General features: G+C 38.1%; 20 protein-coding genes. 10 read left to right on the forward strand and 10 right to left on the reverse strand.

What is annotated here, in order from left to right; translation table 11 throughout:
* Positions 1-28 precede the first annotated feature (28 nt).
* Together AB1467_00800 and AB1467_00805 are read left to right on the forward strand one after the other, a co-directional pair.
* Positions 29-409, forward strand: coding sequence for a hypothetical protein (locus AB1467_00800; protein MEW6294818.1), 381 nt, complete (start codon positions 29-31; stop codon positions 407-409).
* Positions 410-421: 12 nt separating this feature from the next.
* On the forward strand, positions 422-946 hold the full coding sequence (locus AB1467_00805) for a hypothetical protein (GenBank protein MEW6294819.1): 525 nt from the start codon (positions 422-424) through the stop codon (positions 944-946).
* A gap of 6 nt (positions 947-952) precedes the next feature.
* On the opposite strand, the gene AB1467_00810 is transcribed toward AB1467_00805, so the two are convergent.
* From AB1467_00810 to AB1467_00830, 5 genes are all read right to left on the reverse strand, one after another.
* Entirely contained in the window at positions 953-1,144 is a 192-nt protein-coding gene (locus AB1467_00810) for a hypothetical protein (GenBank protein ID MEW6294820.1), read from the reverse strand.
* Between the two features lie 51 nt (positions 1,145-1,195).
* Complete coding sequence (locus AB1467_00815; GenBank protein ID MEW6294821.1) at positions 1,196-1,366, reverse strand: hypothetical protein; 171 nt, start codon at positions 1,364-1,366, stop codon at positions 1,196-1,198.
* A gap of 86 nt (positions 1,367-1,452) precedes the next feature.
* On the reverse strand, positions 1,453-1,935 hold the full coding sequence (locus tag AB1467_00820; GenBank protein MEW6294822.1) for a hypothetical protein: 483 nt from the start codon (positions 1,933-1,935) through the stop codon (positions 1,453-1,455).
* A gap of 4 nt (positions 1,936-1,939) precedes the next feature.
* A complete protein-coding gene (locus tag AB1467_00825) occupies positions 1,940-3,145 on the reverse strand; it encodes a redox-regulated ATPase YchF (protein ID MEW6294823.1) in 1,206 nt (401 codons plus the stop codon).
* A 24-nt stretch (positions 3,146-3,169) separates the two neighbouring features.
* Complete coding sequence (locus AB1467_00830) at positions 3,170-4,381, reverse strand: hypothetical protein (GenBank protein MEW6294824.1); 1,212 nt, start codon at positions 4,379-4,381, stop codon at positions 3,170-3,172.
* Between the two features lie 152 nt (positions 4,382-4,533).
* On the opposite strand from AB1467_00830, the gene AB1467_00835 reads away from it, so the two are divergent.
* The 3 genes from AB1467_00835 (at position 4,534) to AB1467_00845 (ending at position 10,162) form a co-directional block, all read left to right on the forward strand.
* Positions 4,534-8,265 (forward strand): Ig-like domain-containing protein, encoded by a 3,732-nt coding sequence (locus AB1467_00835; GenBank protein ID MEW6294825.1) that lies wholly within the window; start codon positions 4,534-4,536, stop codon positions 8,263-8,265.
* A 61-nt stretch (positions 8,266-8,326) separates the two neighbouring features.
* Positions 8,327-8,656: a hypothetical protein gene (locus AB1467_00840; protein MEW6294826.1), complete on the forward strand. Its 330-nt coding sequence runs from the start codon at positions 8,327-8,329 to the stop codon at positions 8,654-8,656.
* A 66-nt stretch (positions 8,657-8,722) separates the two neighbouring features.
* Complete coding sequence (locus AB1467_00845) at positions 8,723-10,162, forward strand: replication factor C large subunit (GenBank protein ID MEW6294827.1); 1,440 nt, start codon at positions 8,723-8,725, stop codon at positions 10,160-10,162.
* Between the two features lie 28 nt (positions 10,163-10,190).
* On the opposite strand, the gene AB1467_00850 is transcribed toward AB1467_00845, so the two are convergent.
* Positions 10,191-10,850 carry a class I SAM-dependent methyltransferase gene (locus tag AB1467_00850; protein MEW6294828.1) on the reverse strand — a complete coding sequence of 220 codons (660 nt, stop codon included), beginning with the start codon at positions 10,848-10,850 and terminating at the stop codon, positions 10,191-10,193.
* A 26-nt stretch (positions 10,851-10,876) separates the two neighbouring features.
* Entirely contained in the window at positions 10,877-12,220 is a 1,344-nt protein-coding gene (locus AB1467_00855) for a hypothetical protein (protein ID MEW6294829.1), read from the reverse strand.
* Positions 12,221-12,480: 260 nt separating this feature from the next.
* Between AB1467_00855 and AB1467_00860 the strand changes: the two genes are divergently transcribed.
* Positions 12,481-13,167, forward strand: a complete 687-nt coding sequence (locus AB1467_00860) for a metal-dependent hydrolase (GenBank protein ID MEW6294830.1) — start codon at positions 12,481-12,483, stop codon at positions 13,165-13,167.
* 5 nt (positions 13,168-13,172) lie between these two features.
* On the opposite strand, the gene AB1467_00865 is transcribed toward AB1467_00860, so the two are convergent.
* The gene (locus AB1467_00865) at positions 13,173-13,874 is read right to left on the reverse strand and encodes a sugar phosphate nucleotidyltransferase (protein MEW6294831.1); all 702 of its coding nucleotides are present in this window, start codon (positions 13,872-13,874) and stop codon (positions 13,173-13,175) included.
* A 96-nt stretch (positions 13,875-13,970) separates the two neighbouring features.
* Between AB1467_00865 and AB1467_00870 the strand changes: the two genes are divergently transcribed.
* From AB1467_00870 to AB1467_00880, 3 genes are all read left to right on the forward strand, one after another.
* Complete coding sequence (locus AB1467_00870) at positions 13,971-14,210, forward strand: DUF4258 domain-containing protein (protein MEW6294832.1); 240 nt, start codon at positions 13,971-13,973, stop codon at positions 14,208-14,210.
* 6 nt (positions 14,211-14,216) lie between these two features.
* Positions 14,217-14,561 (forward strand): hypothetical protein, encoded by a 345-nt coding sequence (locus AB1467_00875; protein ID MEW6294833.1) that lies wholly within the window; start codon positions 14,217-14,219, stop codon positions 14,559-14,561.
* A gap of 62 nt (positions 14,562-14,623) precedes the next feature.
* Positions 14,624-15,724: a DUF763 domain-containing protein gene (locus AB1467_00880; protein ID MEW6294834.1), complete on the forward strand. Its 1,101-nt coding sequence runs from the start codon at positions 14,624-14,626 to the stop codon at positions 15,722-15,724.
* 2 nt (positions 15,725-15,726) lie between these two features.
* Here AB1467_00880 and AB1467_00885 read toward each other — a convergent pair whose 3' ends face one another.
* Together AB1467_00885 and AB1467_00890 are read right to left on the reverse strand one after the other, a co-directional pair.
* Positions 15,727-16,554, reverse strand: a complete 828-nt coding sequence (locus AB1467_00885) for a hypothetical protein (protein ID MEW6294835.1) — start codon at positions 16,552-16,554, stop codon at positions 15,727-15,729.
* Complete coding sequence (locus AB1467_00890) at positions 16,555-17,484, reverse strand: ribonuclease Z (protein MEW6294836.1); 930 nt, start codon at positions 17,482-17,484, stop codon at positions 16,555-16,557.
* Between the two features lie 87 nt (positions 17,485-17,571).
* Here AB1467_00890 and AB1467_00895 point away from each other — a divergent pair, with 87 nt between their 5' ends.
* A complete protein-coding gene (locus tag AB1467_00895; GenBank protein ID MEW6294837.1) occupies positions 17,572-19,980 on the forward strand; it encodes an LAGLIDADG family homing endonuclease in 2,409 nt (802 codons plus the stop codon).
* Positions 19,981-20,006: the final 26 nt, after the last annotated feature.

The raw sequence follows: 20,006 nt of genomic DNA on the forward strand, positions 1-20,006 counted from the left end.
TTAATTCTTTATCAATTATTATTTTAATATGAAAGAATTCGTGATGGATTCAGCTGTAATCCTGAACAACTTCAACTTCAGGTTTTCAGGCGAAGAAAAATACTACACCACAAATGAAGTATTGGACGAATTGATTGACTTTAGGAGCAAGAGACTCGTGGAGGCAGGACTAAAGCAAGGCCACATTGAAATAAGGGAGCCCTCAAGAGATTCAATCAAAAAAGTTGAAAGGGCAGCATATGCCTTAGATGCAAGGCACAGGCTCTCTAAGGCAGACATTTCAATCATTGCCCTTGCATTCGAATTAAAGCTTCCCCTTCTCTCAGACGACATTCAAGTCCAGAAGGTGTGCATTCAATTAGACCTTCAATTTGATTCAGTTTTCAGGGAAAGAATTGAAGAAAAATGAAGATGGTTTTGATTGGAAGAAGAAAAAAAGGGAACAGAAGCTAAGCCTCTTGAATATTATGTGGGGGTATTGTTCGCTACCACAATAAAAAAAATGCTTAAGGCAAGGTCTCCTTTTAAAGAAAAAATTATTAGAACAGCTGAATTAACTGTAAGCAACCAGATAAAGCAAATCCACGGACAAGTTGGCCTGAATGAATGGAATAATTCTGCAGGAATAAAAAGAATTGAACTGTTAAAAAAATACGGTTTCCGCTTGAGCCCCCATCAAATAGGCCTTTACCACAAGGCGCACCAATTATTGAACAGGTTAACAGAACTTCAAAGGAGAGCAAGAGGCGAAACAGATCAAAGGCTTAAGGAGCTTTACAGGGATGCAATAATTTCAGCAGAAGACAAAGGCCTTTCATCAAGAAAATTCCTTGAATTAAACAAACAAATCAATTTGGTCAGAATCCAGAAAGCAGAAAAATTACTGCAACTCAGAAAAGAGAAAAGAAAAGAAAAAATGCCCCCTAAAATCCACAGGGAAAGATGATTTAATTCAGATTCTTGAGATTTCTTTTCTTGTGTTTTTGCATTCTTCAAAATACTTAAAAGATTTCATTAGAATTATTCCTGCAGCCATAGAAGCAATTGTTATTGCTATTGCAATGTTTTCTTCTTTGAACCCGAAAAAGAAAGCAATCCATGCACTGAACCTCATTGAAAGAAGAACAGCTGCTTTTGTTTGCATAATGGAATGCTTTAAATCCAATACATTTTTTTTCTGTTAATTCATTTTTCTTCATTCAAAAGCCTTTACAACAAAAAACACTGCAACAAGCACTCCGACCACAGCCAAAAATGAATTTACATTATAATAAGTAATACTCAATCCAGCAATAATTGCCCCAATCACAAAAGAAAGTGCCTTCTTATCAGAAACAGACAAACTAAAAAACTTGAAAGAATTCATAATATCCTATGGAAATAAAACAACTTTAAATTTAAAAGCTTAATCCAACGACAGAAAACGAAATCATCTTTTGATGCTCAAACCTTTTAGAGGCTTAGGGATTTTTTCATAGATCCAACATTCATGACAATTATTTTGTTTTTTATTGTTTCCCTCATTTTTATGTACTCATCTATATCGCAATTAGCTTTTATTTTTCCGTAAAGGGCTTCTTCGAATTCAGGGTGCGCGCATATCAGCACATTTGCTTTCATAAGCTCTTCCAAAGCTTTTTTCCTTAATTTTTCTGCATCAATATCCCGTATCGCGAAGGTTTCCACATCAAATTCTTTTGAAATCCCCTTTTTTTTTGCAAATAACCGAAAACCCCCCCGCAATTGATTACTATAACCCATTCCGGAATCACAAACAAAAACTATTTTTATTTTCCTTTTTTTTCTCATCGAAAAAGCGATTGCTCTCCTAAGTCTTCTGGTTGCAGCAGTAATTAATTTTTTGTCTTTATGTCTTTCTTCAAATCTTATTATTGTTTTGAATAATCTGTTTTTTCTTGAAGTAATCCTTTTCATTTCATCATCTAAGCATTATCTTTACTACGTCTCCGTCTTTGAGTGAATGTTCTTTTCCTATCTTTTGTCCTGTCCTGCAGTCTATTGCTGCAACAAACCTTTCAACGAATTCAGTGTGGATTTTTCCAGCCAAATCAATTGCATTGGAGCCCTTCCTCAAAAGGAAAGAATCTGGTAATACTGCCCCAGTACCTGAAGTCCACTTATGCTGGTCCTGCACGGGATAGACAGCAATCAAGTCCAGTAGGCTGAAGGCTGTTTCGTTCACTGCTTCCTGCACGCCTGTACTTCCATACTTCTCCAGTATGTGCGTTCTAATAAATTCTAATGCGTGCTTTTGTTTCTCAGGGATATCCTGTTTCAATAACTTAAATTCCTTTTCTCCTGGAACATATTCAATTATGTCTGCCTTTGCTGCCTTCCTTAAAGCTAACTCAGATTCAGCGCTGCAGGCCACAATCTTTTTTTCAGGGAATTCCTTCTTCAGCCTCTCAAAGTTCTCTTGTGCTCCTTCAACATCAATCTTGTTTGCTGCAATCAAGATAGGTTTTGATTTCTCCCTTATCTTCTCGCTGAATTCAAGTAATGCTTCCTCGTTCCAGGAATCAGGTTTTTCATTGAAGTCTTCTTTCTTTATTACGCCTTTCACGTCCTCTTCCGTAATGCCCAATCCAGTCAGGTTTTTTGCTAATGCCTCATAAGGGCCTTTAGGGTCGAGTGAAGCCTGCTTTGAGATCTTCGCCCAATTTTTTGTGAGGATGCCTTTAATCCAGTGTGCAATCTCTTTCTCCAAGAATTTAATGTCCTGGGCAGGGTCGTGAGAGCCTCGCTGACAGGGATTTCCAATGGAATCAGTGACTCCCGCAATATCTAATACATGAATTAAACCTTGTGCTTGCATTAAATCTGACATAAAAGAATTGCCCATTCCTTTTCCTTGCCAACTACCTTCAATTAAACCAGCCACATCTAATAACTGAATTGGAATCAACCTTGTGCCATTAACACATTTACTATTAATGGGGTTGCATTGCTTCCCAAGATCTAAATGAGGGCATTTAGTATTTACATAAGCTGTGCCAGTGTTAGCCTTAATTGTTGTGAATGGCCTCATAGAAATTTCAACGTCAACAAGTGTCGCTGCACTAAAGAAGGTACTCTTGCCTGACGACGGCTTGCCAACACAACCTATTTGCATTAAATCCCACATAGATTTAAATTAAAAAAGTTTTAATTAAGTAACTGGTTTTAGGCAGTATTTTCCGCCGTTATTAGAAAAAATGCCTCTGTTCACAAGAGTTAATATTTTCTTCCTTATTTTATAAGGATGTAGGTCAATTTTTCCCGATAGATCTTTTACTCTGAAAAAACCTTTTTCCTTTGCAAGAAGGGTTCCTTCTTCACAGATTTTATTTAAAACATCTTTAGTAACAACTTTTTCTCTCAATTTAATCATTAAATCAAGTGTTTTTCTTTTTCTACTGCAATAAAACCCAATCTTATTGCTGAAATTTAATATAGATTCCTTTTTACCTATATCAATCTCCCAAAACGCAGTTACATACCCTTTTTTTCTTTTGATTATCCTTTTAAGTCTTAGATTGGACTCTACTAAAAAATTATCACATAAAATTTTTCTTGCATCGATTAATATTTTGGGCGGTTTAATGTGTTGCCTATTTTCTTTTGGGATTTTATTTATACTGTATGGTTTGCCTATTTTCATTTCAGATAAAAAACGTTCATTAATTGCTTTTGTACACTCATTGGCTTGTGATAGCCCAATCTTGTAATTAGTTGTTTCAGCCCACCCCTCATCATCAAAAAATTGTTGGAGAAATGCTTTTTGAATTTCAATAGAATTATCCATTATAACCTTTGGAATTCCAATGCCTTGATTTAATTTTTTGCCTGTCGGGACTCCTGTTATTTTTAGAACTCTTCTAACCATTCTGCTGGCTATCAAATAAGGCACTCCTTCATCAGAAATCCTGTTGCTAATTTTAACATCTCCAAAAATGTTTTTAATTTCTCTTTCAACTTTATTTAGCAATTCAGAATCGCTGTTTTTGTATTCAACATGTGCTTCATTTATGGTTCCATCCCCCATTATAGCAGCTAAGATTGTAGCCATAGAAATACTGTTCAATTTTATTGGTAATTTAACTCCTTTGCTCCAAGCAATTTCTTCAACTTTGTCTTCTGCAATCAAATAACCAATGCCTAAAAAATCAAGAATCTTCTTTAATCCCCCAACTGTTAAACTCGTGTTATGAAAATAATTGAAGATTGTTGCTTTGCTCACCCTTATTGCATAAGCCAACTTTGATTTTGAACTAGCTTTTAAGATTGCCTTATTAATTAGGTTTTTCCCAAAATCTTTTTCCAGCCTAATCCTTACAGTGTTGGGTTCGTCAAACCAATGATACTCTGTTTTACAGTCCAAATTTATCCCTTATAAATTTCTATTTTTTTATCTTTATAAATGGCTTCGGAAGAGTAGAGTGCCTGTGAAATTTGAAAAAAACGCAAACCTTAAAATAGGGGATAGCAACAATTTATTTAGCTGAATTAATTATTTTAGTTTAAAGAAAAATTTTGAAGGTAGATAAATTGCAGGAAGCATTAATTGCCATCATAATTGGAATAATTGTTGTTGCTGCAGGTGCAACATTCATTGTAATGCAGCCAACAGGAAAAGCTCCAACCGGGCCTCCGCCTGAATGTGACTGCGTTATAACTTCTTGTAATACTTCCGTGCCAGAAATAGCTCCAAGCTCAACGAATGATTTAGTTACAGTAAGCTGGAGTTTTAATTCAGGTGACAGAACAGAACTTCAAAGGTCGCTTAATGGGAGTACCTGGAATACAATATACCAAGATGATAATCCAACACAGACCGACCACCAGTACTCTGACATAAGTGTTTCAAACGGAACAAAATATTATTATAGGGCAGTGAATTACGGCCATGCAGTAGAATGCATGTGCGGCCGAGGAGCAGATTGTAGCCTCACTTCAGGCACAGTAAATGTAACGCCTGTTGCCCCCCCTGAAAAACCAACTGTAAGCCCGGGGAATGCACAAGTGAGTGTTTCCTGGAATTCTGTGCAGGGAGCAATAAATTATAAGATTCAAAGGAATGGAACAGATTTAAGCAATACAATTACTGGAACTACTTTCACTGACACAGGCCTAACAAACGGCCTCTCATATTATTATGCCGTTAAAGCCTGCTCTTCAACTGGCTGCAGTGAGCCCTCTGTTCAATCAGATACAGTTGTTCCTTCAGCAGGAAACCAGCCTCCTTCGCTGAACACTTTCGGTCCTTACGCATTAAACCTGCAGAAATTCAGCAATGTGCTGATTAAAGGCACTGCAACAGACTCTGACGGTACAATTGCTTCAATTGACTGGACTTCAAGCGATTGCACTATTCTCTCTCCAATGAAGCAGGGCATAGGCACTGCGACAGCAAACATTGCTGCTACAGCGCAATGCACTCAATTAGGAATAAAGACTGCTGCGCTCACAGCAACAGACAATGCAGGGGCAACAAATTCTGCTCAAGCACAAATTGATGTGTTTAATTTAAAGGTGAATTCAGCTTCAACAAATAAAACCTCGTATCAGGGAGGGGAAACAATTACATTTAATGCTTCATGGATTTCAAGCTATGTTCCTGCAAATGTTTACTTCTGCAAGAGTGCAACAATTAATTCTACTCCACCTTACTGTACGGACTTGGCGTGGTGTTCTATTCCAGTTCTGGACTCAAGCACTAATTCAGGCAGCTGCAATTACAATTCTTCGAATTCCGATACAGGAACAAAAAATTATTATCCCATAATAATTAACTCAAAAGGCTACATTGACAGCGCCTATCCTTCAGGCAGCTTCACTGTAATTCAAAGCAATGACACTCAAGCGCCAACAGTAACAATTACTTCACCCCAAAACAATTCTACAGTTTCAGGCACAGTGACAGTAAATGCAGATGCAAGCGATAATCTTGGGGTCTCAAAAGTTGAATTCTACATTGACGATGACAATATACCCAAGTTAACTGACACTACAGCGCCTTACTCCTATCAGTGGGACACAACAACATACTCTAATGCCCCGCACACAATCAAAGTGAAAGCATACGATGCAGCAGACAATAATGCTTCTGCTTCAATTGCAGTAACAGTAAGCAATAATTTGCCTCAGCCTCCTGCTGTTCCAGCAGGGCTTGCAGGGGCTATAGGAGACACCAATGCAATTCTCAGCTGGATTGCAGTTTCAGGGGCGAACTCTTACACGCTTGGATGGAACACAAACAATTCTTCCTCTTATATTGACATCAATAATATTACAGCAAATTCTTATGTTCACAGGAACCTGAACAACGAAACAACATATTATTATGCTGTCAAGGCCTGCAATGCCAATGGCTGCAGCGCCTTTTCTTCTCCAAATGTTTCAGTCAAGCCAATGGCGTGCACAAGAAAAGGAGATGTAACGCACGATAATACAATAAACTGCACTGACCTGCAGTGGCTCAGTGAAATGTATGCAGGAAGCCCGCGCAGGCAGGCCGACATGTGCGGGGACATGGACAACAGCGGCTTGATAAGCACTATTGACTTAATTAAATTAAGCCATGATTACAACCTGCAGTACTGCGGCGACACACTGCCGCCAATAATTTCAATAACCCGTCCAGTAAATTACGACACAGTCACAGGCACAGTGGATATAAATGCAACAGTTACCGATGTTGGAACAATAACAAAAGCAGAATTATATATTGATGACCTCCTCAAGTCAACTGATACAACTGCCCCTTACGGTTGGTCCTGGAATACAGTGGATTCAAGCGACGGAACCCATACAATTAAAGTTAAAGCCTATGATGCAGCAGGCAATAACGACTTTAATTCAATCATTGTAACAGTAAACAATGAAGGTTACGGGCCCCCTAAAATAAAAAGCTTTAATTGCACTGCAAGCAATCAGTCAGTAACCTTGAGCTGGACTGCAACAGGCAGCCCAACAATATACTACACTTTAAGCAGAGGCCTTTCAGCAGGCTCTTATACCGCAATAAGCAATGCAACAAACATTACCCTCACACAATACCTTGACTCAGGCCTGAGCAATGGAACAACTTACTACTACAAACTGAAGGCAACAAACAATTACAATGGAAGCAGTTCAAGTGAAAGCACCTGCAGTGCAACACCCCAAGCAAGAGTGTGCGGCAATGGAGTAATAGAAACAGGAGAACAATGCGAGGCAGACTCAGACTGCCATCAGCCAACCCATAAATGCGATACAGTGAACAGAAAGTACGGAACAAGGGATGTCTACTGCAGCAGCTGTTCATGCATTGCAGAGGACTGGAGCTGGAATTCAAGCACAAGTTCAGGGTCAGATTACTGCACTGAATGCGCAACCTGTGGCGACGACCAATGCAATTGTAATGAGAGCAAAAGCTCCTGTCCTGCAGACTGCGGAGGCACAACAACTGATACTATACCTCCAGCAAAGCCCTCAGGCCTTGAAGCGCAGGCCGGAAACTCCAAAGTGGAATTAAGCTGGAATGCAAACTCAGAGTCAGATTTATCAAAATACATTGTGTATTACGGCACAAGCTCAGGCTCTTATGGAACTGACATAATAGAAACAACAGGCAATTCAGCAACAGTTTACGAATTGCAGAACGGAACAACATATTATTTTTCGGTAAGGGCTGTTGATTCAAGCGGGAACAAGAGCACTTACTCAGATGAAGTTAGCTCTACACCTCAAGCCTCAATAAGCAATGTCAATCCCCCAAGCAATGTAAAGGCATCCTTCTCTGAAGGAAAGGTGAAACTGCAGTGGAATGAGGCAAGCCCTGCGCCTGATTCCTATGAAATATACAAGAAGCTTTCGACTGAAGGCTCTTACAAGAAAATTTCCTCTACAGGAAATACAAGCTATTATGACTCTGATGTCACTCCAGGAAAAACATACAATTACAAGATTAAGTCAGTGAAAGATGGAATAAAAAGCGATTATTCGGCCAAGGCCTCAATTACAATTCCTGGAGCTCTAGAATGCAATCCAGCAAAAGATGATTACTGCGACACAGCATGCGCGAGAGGAAAGGACCCTGACTGCAGTCCCTGCGTAAAGAACGGAGAATGCGAGAAAGACTTCAATGAAAGCTTCTCCAACTGCCCGGAAGACTGCAAGGAAGGAGTAGACATTGCCTCTCCTGAAATGGGAATAGGCGCAGGAATAGTTGCAGTTGCGGTAGTAATAGCAATAGCCTTCTTTAAGCTCATCCCTGGAACTTAATTGGATTATCTTTTTATTAAATGATATTTTGAAACCATATTTAAGGGAAGGCAATTCAATTATGAGTGAAGAAATAGAATGCCATCTGTGCAAGGGCAAAGCAAAACTGCAGTTTGAAGAACTATCCCTAGACAAAGGGAGGATAATAATAAAGGAGTCCCCTTACTATAAGTGCTCTAACTGCAAAGAAGAATTTGCCACAAGCCAGCAAATGGCAGGGCTTTCCGAACAAATAAACACAAAATTTACATTTCAGAGGGCAATAATAAATGCTGGAAGAAGCCTTGCCATTACATTGTCTTCGGACATAGCCCACTTCTACAAACTAAAAAAAGGAAAAAAAATAAAGATAATCCCAGAAAACAAGCACACCTTAAGGGTTATGGTTTAAGAAGCAAAAGAAAAAATAATTTAATTGAAATAAAATAAAATTAGCTAATAAAAAAGGTTTTTGCATATGCCCTCGCAGCTCTGGACTGAAAGATATTTTCCTGGAAACCTTACGGAATTCATTGGGAATACAGACATAGTTGAAAAGATTGTTGCGTGGGCCAATGAATGGAAGAAGGGAAAGAAAGGCAAGCCATTGCTCTTGTATGGCCCGACAGGAACAGGAAAGACAGCCCTTGCATATCTAATTGCAAGAATCAATAACTGGGACATATTCGAATTGAATGCATCAGACTTCAGGACAAAAGAAATAATTGAAAGGATTGTCTCAGGAGCAGCATTGAACGCAAGCTTTTCAGGGCAATTAAGGCTAATCCTCTTAGATGAAATTGACGGTCTTCAAGCCAGAGACAAAGGAGGGGCTGGAGCAGTTCTCGCAGTGCTCAAAGAAGCACAAAACCCAGTAATCCTTACAGCAAACGACATTTACTCCAACAGAAAGCTTGCGCCAATAAAAGCCTACTGCCAGCAACTCCAATTCAAGCGCGTTAACTATCTCTCAATAGCAAAAAGGCTGAAAGAAATACTGGAATTGGAGAAGGTTTCCTTTGACCCTGAAGCAATAACTCTCCTCTCAAAAAACTGTTCAGGCGACATAAGGTCTGCATTAATTGACCTGCAAACACTTTCCATGAAAGGAAGAATTGAAATGAAAGACATTGAAAGCCTTTCCTACAGGGAAAGAGAAGAAGATGTCTTCAAAATTCTGAGGAAGATCTTCACTGCAAAAGAATTCAGTGAAGCCCGCAATCCAAGATTCTCTTCAGAGATAAGCGATGAACTCCTGGAGAGATGGATTGAAGAAAACATTCCAAGGCACTTCACTGAACCAAATGATACAGCAAATGCTTTTGAGCGCCTGAGCAAGGCAGACATATTTAATGGCAGAATAATGAGGAGGCAGCATTACGGCTTCCTCCGTTATTCCTCGGATTTAATGACTGTTGGTGTTTCCCTTTCAAAATCAAAAGACTACCCTGGCTTCATAATGTACCAGTTCCCAAAGCTTTTGAGCTCCTTAAGCAAGAGCTCAGGCATTAGAGCAACAAAGAAAGGCCTTGCAGAAAAATTAAGCGAGAAAATCCATTCCTCAACACATGAAATCATTGGAGAAGACCTTCCCTTCATTAAAATCCTTTTCAGGAACAAAAATGAGGCGGTAGAATTCAGCGCGCAATTCGATTTAAGCGAAGAAGAAATTGCCTTCCTGCTCGGAACAAAGCCTGAAACAAAAAAAGTCAAAGAATTATACGAGAAAGCGCAGGAGAAGAAAAACAAAATCATTTCAGGCAAGAGGAGAGCCTTTTCAGGCATCACAGAATTCGAGCTGAAAAGAATAGAAGAAACAAAAAAAATTGAGGGGGAGGCAGAAGAGAGCGCAGAAGAAAAAAAGGAAACCATAGAAGAAGAAAAGCAAACTTCCCTGAAGGGTTTCCCGGGAAAATAATCATTAAATCGTTATTTAATATTTAGCGTCATAATTGTTTGTAGCCTTCCTTTTTTTCAATTATAATGCCTTTAAATATTCCAAAACCGCAAGGTTCACATTCAATCTTTTTTTTATTAAGCATAGCTGTAACATACGACAACTGGATTGGAAGCAGATGCAGAAATGCTATCCCCCCAACATTTAATGAATTATAAACATTTTTTACTGCTTTGGTCATGTCTGTCGACCAAGAAATCCCGGTAAGTGAAATGATTACATCGTATTTTTTTAGTTTCTTATAATTCTCAATTCTTCCAAGATGTACGTTATCTATTGCTTTGAAGGTCGTTCCTTTTATTTTTTTATTTGCAAGCTTCGGTCTTGTTAAAGAAATGCTTGAAGTAATAATTTTATTTCCAAATTGTTTTTTTAATTCAAGTAAAGCGCGTCCTTTGCCAGCCCCAACGTCAAGCACGCTTATTTTTTCTTTCTGTCTTAATTTTTTATTGATGAGTTGGGAAATATCTGTTCCAAACAGAAAATTATATCTTTTTAAACTCCGTCCTCTTACATAAAAAATTGAGGGCAATAATCTCCTGTCTTTCTTTCTCAATTTTTTGATAAGTTTTGCCTCTTTTATTCTTTTTTCTCTGAGTTTTTCCTTTAACCCTTCAAATTTCTCAAGAGGCATTTTGCGTTTAAACATACGAACTCTCTTTTAGTAACTAAAATTCACTCTAATTCTAATTCTTCCTGGACTTCCTCTTTGGATTCAAGGGAAGAGTTCTTCACGATATAGTTTTCTATTTCCTTTGAGATTTTTTTCCTGTAAAAGTAAAGTATTGCCCCAACCACAATTATTGCTGCCAGGACAAGGAATTTGTAGGGCGCCCCCATTAATTCCAAGGCGAATTTGGCTGTATCAAAGGCAGGAGCAATATTTTTTTCAAGAGTGTAGCCCAATTCAAGCCTGTTGTCTGAGGTGTAGCCCTGCCAGACAACCCTTTTGTCTAAAACAATTCCCTGAGGCCTTACAGGCAGGATTATTTCAGCATTAATAGGGAAAGAAAAAATTATTTTTGTTTTTTCAGGGATGATTATGGTGCTCCCGCTCTGGAATTTGCTGAATTCCTTCTGGTTCAAAGTCCATTTCACAAGTCTTCCTGGCGCTTCAGACTGCCTTGAAAAAATAGGGTTATCCAAAGAATAAACAAGCCTTATATAACTTTTTTTTAGGCCGTCCTCAATAAAGGACACAGCAGCACTGCTTATTTCAGTGTCCTTTTCCCCCATGTGGGCGAAAATCTTCTGGTTTGATGCAGTCCAAACAGAAAGTGTTGAGCCATTCTTTGAGGCAAGGTCCCTGAAGTAATTTAATTCATCCTGCGATTCAAAGGAAAGATAGTAAAATTCTTTCACTAAAGAAGCATATCCTTTTTCGTCAACCTCGATCTGGATTTCAGTCCCTGTTATCTGAGGCTGCTGGAAAGGCTTGGGCAGAGAAAAAGTCAGTTCAACGACATTGCTTGAAATAAAGCCATTCCATGTCACCTTATTATTTTCACTCAAGGCCTCAGGGCTTATTGGATAGGAGATTTCTGCCCCCACAGGCAAAGCAAAAGAAATTATTGTATTTTCAGGGATTACAAGGATTCCATCAGAATGGAACCCGTACATCTTTGTTTTATCCAAAGAAAAATAATTCTTCTGGCCTGAAGCCTGCTCTGAAAAAAGTTTTTGGGCAGGATAAGAAAGCCTTACATATTTCTGGCTTCCTTTTTCTTCAAAAGAAAAAGTTTTATTCTCTCCATCACTTTCGCTTGAACCAAGGCTGCTGAAGATTTCAGGATCAAAGGCCTTCCATGCAGCAGCATTCTGGCCCAAAGAAATTGCGGTTGCCTTAAATTCATTCAATTCTTCTAAGCCATTGAAATCAAAAAAGAATTTTTCTGTGATGCTTGCATTCCCTGAATTGCTTACAATAACATCAATTGAATGACCTGAGAGAACTCTTGCCTGAACGCCCGCGCCAAACAATATAAAGCATAGAACCAATGCAAAAAGCAATTTCTTCATTTTCCAAAGCCTTTTTTTTCTCACAGTAATATTATTACGAGCTCAAAATATTTATTCCTTGCACTTTTCAAAGCAAAAAACCTGAAATCCAAACATACTGATTTATAAATCCAAACATACTGATTTATATTCCAGAAAATACTTATATACTATCGTTTCAAGCAAAGCTTGAAACATTTCAATCCACTTCAGTGGAATTGAAATCATTTCAAGCAAAAGAATTCGCTTAAAGGAAACAAGCCCAGTACCCGTGATGATTAATGGTTGAAATCCAATACCTAGGCCACTCAGGCTTTAAGCTGAATTTCCCTCACACCTCAATCCTCATTGATCCTTTCCTGAACAATTCCAATGCTGAACCTGAATTCAAGACCCTGACTAAAATCCCTTTAAAGGAAGAAGAATTCAAGGGGATTGGGCTGATATTGATAACGCACGAGCACTTTGACCATTTCGACAAGAAAGCAATTGAAGCAATAGCAAAAAACAATGACTCTTACATTATAGGCCACGAGAGCGTCATACAGGAACTGAATGTCCCAAAGCATTTGCTCTGCCCTATAAAATTAGGCGAAAAGATTTCAATAAAAAGAATTGATGTAACTGCAGTTACAGCGCACCACCCCAATTCTTATTATCCTTTAGGTTACCTTATTGACTCAGGGAAAGAAATAATCTATCACGCAGGCGACACAGACTTAATTGATGAATTCACTGACATAAAGGCAGACATTGCATTGCTTCCAATAGGAGGAAACTTCACAATGGACTGCGTCGACGGCGTAAAAGCAACAAAGGTAATAAAACCAAAGGTCGTAATCCCAATGCACTACAACACCTTCTCCCTCATAAAAGCCGACGCCAATGAATTCAAGTCCAAAATAGAGAAATCCATCCCCGAAACAAAAACAATAATACTACAGCCAGGCGAAACATTCAATTACTGAAAAAATTAGTCCCACACATTTTTTTCTGCTTCAATTAATTGTTCTGGAGTACTTATGTCCAGCAGCCCAGCACTCAAGGGAATCCATTCCACTTTGCCGTGCACTGCAAGCCAGTTGATTGCGTCCGTTACCTCCAGTTCATTCCTCTCGCTTGGCTTAATGTTCTGTATTGCCTCAAAAATTCTTTCGCTGAACCTGTAAACTCCAGAATTAATCAAATTGGAGGGCTGCCTTCCCCTTTCAGGCTTTTCCACAATGCTTTTGAGAGTGCTTCCCTGCACTTCAAGGACGCCATAATTCCATGGATCAGGAACCTTCCTCCCAATTAACACTGCATCAAAGCCTTTACTTGCCTTAAGGCTCTCAATTACCTGTGGCTCAAAGATCAGGTCGCCATTAACGCAAATGAAATCCTTTCCTTCAGTGAAATCCCTTGCCTGCAGTACAGCGTCTGCTGTGCCCAAAGGCTTTTCCTGCTCAATATAAGCAATTCTTACCCCCTTAAAAAAAGAGCCAAATTGCTCTACAATCATTTCCTTCCTGTACCCCACAATTACTCCAACCTCTCTGATTCCAGCTTTCCTGAAGGAATCAAAAGCCCTCTCCAGGAAACTCCTTCCCTTCACCTCAATTAAGGCCTTAGGAATTTTTTCAGTGAGAGGCCGCATCCTCAAGCCTTTTCCTGCTGCAAGAATTATTGCCTTCATTGCAAAACCTTCAAAATTTAGGAAACAAAAAATTTAAACACTGATAAGGCAAAACATATTTAAATATAATAGAATACATGTATTATAGGTCTTACAATGGAATTAAAAATTAACTGGGACCACAAAAGGTGCAAGCACGCAATAGAAAGAATGTGGCTGAGAGGCATATCTCACTTAGAAGTTAAAGAAGCGCTTATGAAAGGGCAGAAAATAAAGAAATATCATGACATAATTGAATCAGTTTATTCTTATTACAGTGTTGTTTATGCCGAAAGGTTTTTTACCAAGGGGAATATAAGAAAAGTTTATCCAATAACAATAAAAATTATGGAGTGATTTTTGATGGCTGAAAAAGTTTTGCCTGTTACATGCTCTTGCGGGGGCAGACTGAAGAAGACTTTTGTTCCAGTGGAATTCTTCGGAATAGATTTTGGAATAAGAGAGGCAGAGGTATGCACTAGATGCAATGCAGAATACTTGGACGAAAAATTAATGGAAAAAATAGAAAAAGAAATAAAAAAGAAAGGCCTGTTCGGTTTGGAGTCAAAGGTAAAAGTAACAAAATCAGGCAACTCTCTTGTAATCAGAATTCCGCCAGAAATAGCAAAATTCACGGGCTTGCAATATGAAACTCTATTGAGGATATTTCCAGTAAGCAAAAAAAGAATAGAAATAGAGGCCCTCTAAATTAAATTCAAAGGCATTCTGCTTCCAAAAAACAATTAAAACCCAAAGAATCAATTTATTTCATGGTAGCCAGAGCAACAGCAGACCTTCCCCTGCATCCGGGGAAATGCCCTAAATGGCTTTTCTGGAGAATGAAAGAACTGTCAGGAGCAATAGCAGAAATAATTGTATTCGAATACGGAGAAAGAGAATTCCTTGAGCGAATATCAAACCCTTTCTTTTTCCAGGCATTAGGCTGCGTGATAGGATTCGATTTCCATTCAAGCGGCCTCACAACCACAACCTGCGGCGCGCTAACAGAGGCCCTGCGAGAAAGAGAATTAGGGGTCATGCCAGCAGGAGGGAAAGGCTCTGCCTCCAAAAAAACCCCTGCCCAAATAAAACAAAAAGGCATTCAATTGAATTTCCCTGAAAACAAAATCCTTGAATTAATCCAGGCAAGCAAGCTCAGCGCAAAAGTGGACTCCTGCTTAGTGCAGGACTCCTTCAACTTATACCATCATTCATTCTTCTTCTCGGAAAAAGGAGACTGGGCAGTAATACAGCAGGGGCTTAACCCTGAAAGCAGTTATGCGAGAAGATACCACTGGAACTCTAATTATGTAGAAGAATTTGATTTTGAGCCCCACACTGCAATCTGCTGCAATTTAAAGAAAGAGCAGACATTAAATCTGACAGCAAAAGAAAGCCAGGAAAACAAAAAAATTTCTTTAGACCTGGCAAGAGAGCCAACCCAAAAGCTGAGAAAAGAATTCAATTCCATTGTAACAGGAGAGCAGAGGAATTTATTCAACTGGAATTCAGAGAAAAAAGAAAAATACTTGTTCATGCCCCGCTCAGTTAACTGGAGTGCTCTTGAAGAAGCCTATGAAATCCAGCCCAAAAACTTTTCTGAGCTAATTCTAATTAAAGGATTGAGCGCAAAGACAGTGCGCGCCCTAAGCTTAATATCTGAATTGGTCTACGGAGAGGAAGCATCATGGAAGGATCCAGTGAAGTATTCTTTCTGTGTGGGAGGCAAAGACGGGGTGCCTTTCTTCATAGACCGCAGATTTTATGATGGCACAATAGAATTAATAGAGGACGCAGTAAAGCAGACCAAACTAGGCGACCACGAAAAAATGGAAGCAATAAAAAGAATGAAGCAATTCTGGCAGGAATGATTTCATGCCCTGACCTTTCTCGGCAAAAATTTCTTTAAAAGAATTCTTATTTTTTTTTCTTTTTTTGGTATTTTTAAATCTCTGGGGATTTCTTCTATTTTCCATTCTTGCTTTTCTTTGTTCCACCGAAACGAGTGAATATGCTTTAATCCCTTTTCTGTAAATATCCATCTGAAACTTTTTTCATATAGTTTTAATACCCTTTTTCTAGTTTTTGGTTTTTGTATCATTTTTTTTATTCCTGCGTGGCCTGCGCCATATTGAATTAATATTACAGGTTTTCTTTTGAGTTTTTGTGCTAATTTTGGCGCAATAATTTCTTCAACTGCATCAGCAGCCAATGCATTTACAAGCGCAACAGAGGTTGTTGGTATTAAATTACTTAAAAAAGAAGTTATGTTCACTAAAGGTTTTCTTAGTTTTATCTTTCCTTTAATAGCCAAAGGAAATGATACAATTGGGGTAATGATATTCCCTAACCCAATCATTGCAAGGCTTGTTAGCCCGATCTTTTTATTTTCTATGATATTATTAATTAGCTTAGAAGCTCCAAGAAAAGTTAAAGCATCCCCCGATAATAACTCTCCCCTAATTATCGTATGACCAGTGGGTATCTTAATAGGGTCTACTATAAAAAAATCAATATTTTTTTCAATTAATTTTTTTTCTTCACGCGCAAATCTTTCGTCTGCAAGAAATTCTAATGGTTCACTATGCCATTCTTTAATGTGTATGTCAAATTCATGAGGAACTTTTTCCCATCGCTTTGAATGCTTTTCTAACACTAAAATATACTTCGCATTCTCTGTTTCAAAAGGAATCCAGCCCATTTACAATTCAAACTCCATTAAGTCTTCTGATACAATGGAATTAGCGAAAACCTGCCTTGCCTCTGTCTCGAACTTCCTTGGGTCTTTATGCCTTGGAGAAAGATGGAATAAAACCAGCTTCTTCACTTTTGCTTTTTCTGCTATTCCTGCGGCCTGCATTGCAGTGCAATGGAAGGTATGCTTTGCCCTCTTCTTCATTTCCTCCAAAAAAGAGGATTCATGGAACAATAAATCGCTGTGCTCTATTGCTTTAACGTAATGGCTTGAAGGCAGGGTGTCGCAAATTACTGCAATCTTTTTTCCTATCTTCTTATTTTTTGAGTCAAGCACTTGCTCTGGCTTAATTCTTCTTCCTTTAAATTCAATTGTTTTTCCTTTCTGGAGTTCCCCCCATAAAGGGCCTTCAGGTATGCCTAAAGCCTGTGCCTTCTCCCTCAAGAATTTTCCCTGTGAATCCCTTTCCTTGAAGATGTAACCATAGCAGGGAATGTCATGATTAAGCCTTACTGCAGAAACAATAAAGTTTTCTTCATTCAATAAAACGCCTTCCCTTACCTCGATTGCCTTGAGCTCGAAATTCACTTTAAGCAGGCTCAATTCAATTGCCTTCTTTACTTTCTCTTTCACTCCTTTCGGGCCGAAAATGAATAAAGGTGAATCCCTTTGATGCATTGACATTGTGGCAATCAATCCAGGTAACCCTAAAATGTGGTCTCCGTGAAAATGGCTTAAAAAGATTGCGTGAACCTTCATGTAAGACACTTTTGCTTTCATCATCTGCCTTTGAGTGCCTTCCGGACAATCAAACAAGTAATTCAATCCATTGAAATTAATGTTAATTGCACTCAAGTTCCTGTCCTTTGTTGGAGTGCTGCAGCTTGAACCCAATACTGTTGCCTTCAATTCCTTCGCCTTCCTAATAAAAACCAAATCAATTTAAAATTATTCTTGCAATAAATTATTATAATACAGTATAATTTAAAACATCTTTTTTTAATAAAAATTGAGGGCTCACAAATGGCTGAAAGAAGAGATGATGCATTGAATTTCAATTCAACTGCAGAGCTTAAGGTGTCAGAAAAACTAGTAGACCAAGTAATAGGACAGGACAATTCAGTTGAGATAGTGAAGAAGGCTGCAGCGCAGAAGAGAAACATGCTTTTAGTAGGCCTTCCAGGCACAGGGAAATGTTTGACTGCTGATACTGAATTGCTTCTCGGAGATGGTTTAATTATTTCCTGCGAAGAGTTATACCCCCAACTTTATGATGCATCAGAAGTAGAATCAAAAAATGAAAAAATGGTTGTTTTGAAAGTATCAAATCTTTCACCTAATGTTTCTTCTTTGGTCAAAGGCGCGAAGGAAAAATTTTGGATTAGAGATTCAAGATTGTTAAGAATCAGCAAAGAAAAATTTTCCGGGGATATTCTTTTAATTAAAACAGCGTCAGGTAGAAAAATTAAGGTTACAGAAAATCACAAACTTCTATCAGTTGATGAAAATGGTTTTCTGTTAAAAAAAGCTAAAGAATTAAGCAGTAGGGATCATTTAGCTGTTCCAAGCAAATTGACTTTGTTGGATGAAAAGCCTACTGAAACAAATGTTTTATTGCCTTTACCTCCAGAAGGAATTTTTAAAAAAATTAAGGTTCCAACTAAACTAACAATAGAAATGGCAGCATGGCTTGGGCACTTGATTGCAGAAGGCAGTTTTTGCAGGAATCAGATAAGATTCACTTCCGCTGAACAACATAAAAGAGAGTTTTTTAAGGAATTAACAGAGCGGATTTTTGATATTAAACCTTATATGAAAGGAAAAGATGTTTTCATTAATAGCGTTGAACTATTAACTTATTTGCGTGAGATTCTAAGAATAAAAACTACAAATGCAAGAAACAAAGAAATTCCAGTTATTATAATGCGAGCCCCTCTACGAATAATTAAGTCATTTTTAGCGAGATTATTTGCAGATGACGGTTCATTTTATAGAAATTGTGTGGAGTTGGCTTGTAGCAATGAAAAAATGGCTTCTCAAATTCTTTATTTATTGCTTCATTTTGGCATTGTAGCAAGATTAAAAGAAAAAAAAGATTCTAAAACAAAGTGGACCTATTACAGAATTTTTATTCAAGGAGAATTTCTTGATGATTTCATGAAGAAAATTGGTTTTGTTAATAGAAAAAAATTTGGAAAATTGCAGAAATATATCTCAGAAAAAAAGTTTAATACAAATGTTGATATAATCCCTTTTGTTGGAAAACTGATTAAGCGGGCACGGTTGGCGAGGTCTTTAACAGTTGACAATTTCAGTCCCATTAATTCAAGCATGATTTGCAGGTATGAAAATGGAAAAAGAAATCCAAGCAAGAAAGCTCTCATAAAAATTGTAAATGTTTTAGATAAAAGATTGCCTTTGAAAGAAGATGACTGCTTACCCTTACTAAAAACTCTTGCTTTTTCAAATATATTTTGGGATAAAATTATTGAAGTAAAGGAAGTTAACTATGAGGGATATGTTTATGATATAGAAATTGAAGCTGATAGTCATGTCTTTGTTGCAGGTTTTGGTGGTTTGTTTTCACATAATTCAATGCTTGCGCAGGCAATGGCAGAAATTCTTCCTGTAAGCGAATTGCACGACATTCTAATTTACCCTAACAGGAGCGACCCAAACAATCCAAGGGTGAGAGAGGTAAAAGCAGGCGAAGGAAAAAAGATTGTGCAGAAAGCAAGAATGGAGTCAAGGGCAAAGGAAGACAACGCAAGATTCATGGGATTCATTCTGCCATTAGGATTCTTTATTATAGCAGGCTTTATGTGGAGGCCTTTGAACTGGATTCCGGATGTAGTGTATGCTGCGACATTAATTTTAGGCGGCTTTCTAATGATTGGATTTGCTTTAGGCAGCCAGATGAGAATGCGCTCTGGAACAGGAGGAGCACCAAAACTATTGGTTGACAATTCAGGGAAAAAGACTGCTCCATTCACTGAAGGCACTGGGGCACGAGCAGGAGCACTGCTTGGTGATGTGCGTCATGATCCACTTCAATCGTTTATTGACGAAAATAAATTAGTTGTTAAAAGTAATGGTTTTTCAGATGTTTTGAGCTTTGAATCACTGTGGAAAATGATGACTAAAAAATACCCTGAACTAATAGAAAAGCATGAAAATGGGTATGAAGCAATTGTTTTTCCTGAAAATGAAAAAGTATTCACTGTAGGCTTTAAAGACGGGAAAGTTGTTGAATCAAGGATTCTTTCCATAAATAGGAAACCCTATGATGGCGAGGTTATAGAAATTTCAGCTGAAAACTCAAAACTTACAGTTACCCCTGAACATAAAATTTTTACTGGTTTTAAAAGCAAAGAAGCTGAAAAAATTTTAAAAAACGACAATTTGATTAAATTGGTCAGTAAAAAAAGCTGACTACTGCAAGTTTGTTTCAGAGCCTG

The organism is Candidatus Diapherotrites archaeon, assembly GCA_040755695.1.
In the GTDB taxonomy this organism is placed as follows: Archaea; Iainarchaeota; Iainarchaeia; order Iainarchaeales; family 1-14-0-10-31-34; genus JBFMAK01.

Bases quoted from the DNA above. Each gene is read 5' to 3' on its own strand.
- AB1467_00800 (MEW6294818.1), top strand. From the start codon at position 29: ATGAAAGAATTCGTGATGGATTCAGCTGTAATCCTGAACAACTTCAAC.
- AB1467_00810 (MEW6294820.1), bottom strand. From the start codon at position 1,144: ATGCAAACAAAAGCAGCTGTTCTTCTTTCAATGAGGTTCAGTGCATGG.
- AB1467_00815 (MEW6294821.1), bottom strand. From the start codon at position 1,366: ATGAATTCTTTCAAGTTTTTTAGTTTGTCTGTTTCTGATAAGAAGGCA.
- AB1467_00820 (MEW6294822.1), bottom strand. From the start codon at position 1,935: ATGAAAAGGATTACTTCAAGAAAAAACAGATTATTCAAAACAATAATA.
- AB1467_00825 (MEW6294823.1), bottom strand. From the start codon at position 3,145: ATGTGGGATTTAATGCAAATAGGTTGTGTTGGCAAGCCGTCGTCAGGC.
- AB1467_00840 (MEW6294826.1), top strand. From the start codon at position 8,327: ATGAGTGAAGAAATAGAATGCCATCTGTGCAAGGGCAAAGCAAAACTG.
- AB1467_00845 (MEW6294827.1), top strand. From the start codon at position 8,723: ATGCCCTCGCAGCTCTGGACTGAAAGATATTTTCCTGGAAACCTTACG.
- AB1467_00850 (MEW6294828.1), bottom strand. From the start codon at position 10,850: ATGTTTAAACGCAAAATGCCTCTTGAGAAATTTGAAGGGTTAAAGGAA.
- AB1467_00855 (MEW6294829.1), bottom strand. From the start codon at position 12,220: ATGAAGAAATTGCTTTTTGCATTGGTTCTATGCTTTATATTGTTTGGC.
- AB1467_00860 (MEW6294830.1), top strand. From the start codon at position 12,481: ATGGTTGAAATCCAATACCTAGGCCACTCAGGCTTTAAGCTGAATTTC.
- AB1467_00865 (MEW6294831.1), bottom strand. From the start codon at position 13,874: ATGAAGGCAATAATTCTTGCAGCAGGAAAAGGCTTGAGGATGCGGCCT.
- AB1467_00870 (MEW6294832.1), top strand. From the start codon at position 13,971: ATGGAATTAAAAATTAACTGGGACCACAAAAGGTGCAAGCACGCAATA.
- AB1467_00875 (MEW6294833.1), top strand. From the start codon at position 14,217: ATGGCTGAAAAAGTTTTGCCTGTTACATGCTCTTGCGGGGGCAGACTG.
- AB1467_00880 (MEW6294834.1), top strand. From the start codon at position 14,624: ATGGTAGCCAGAGCAACAGCAGACCTTCCCCTGCATCCGGGGAAATGC.
- AB1467_00885 (MEW6294835.1), bottom strand. From the start codon at position 16,554: ATGGGCTGGATTCCTTTTGAAACAGAGAATGCGAAGTATATTTTAGTG.
- AB1467_00895 (MEW6294837.1), top strand. From the start codon at position 17,572: ATGGCTGAAAGAAGAGATGATGCATTGAATTTCAATTCAACTGCAGAG.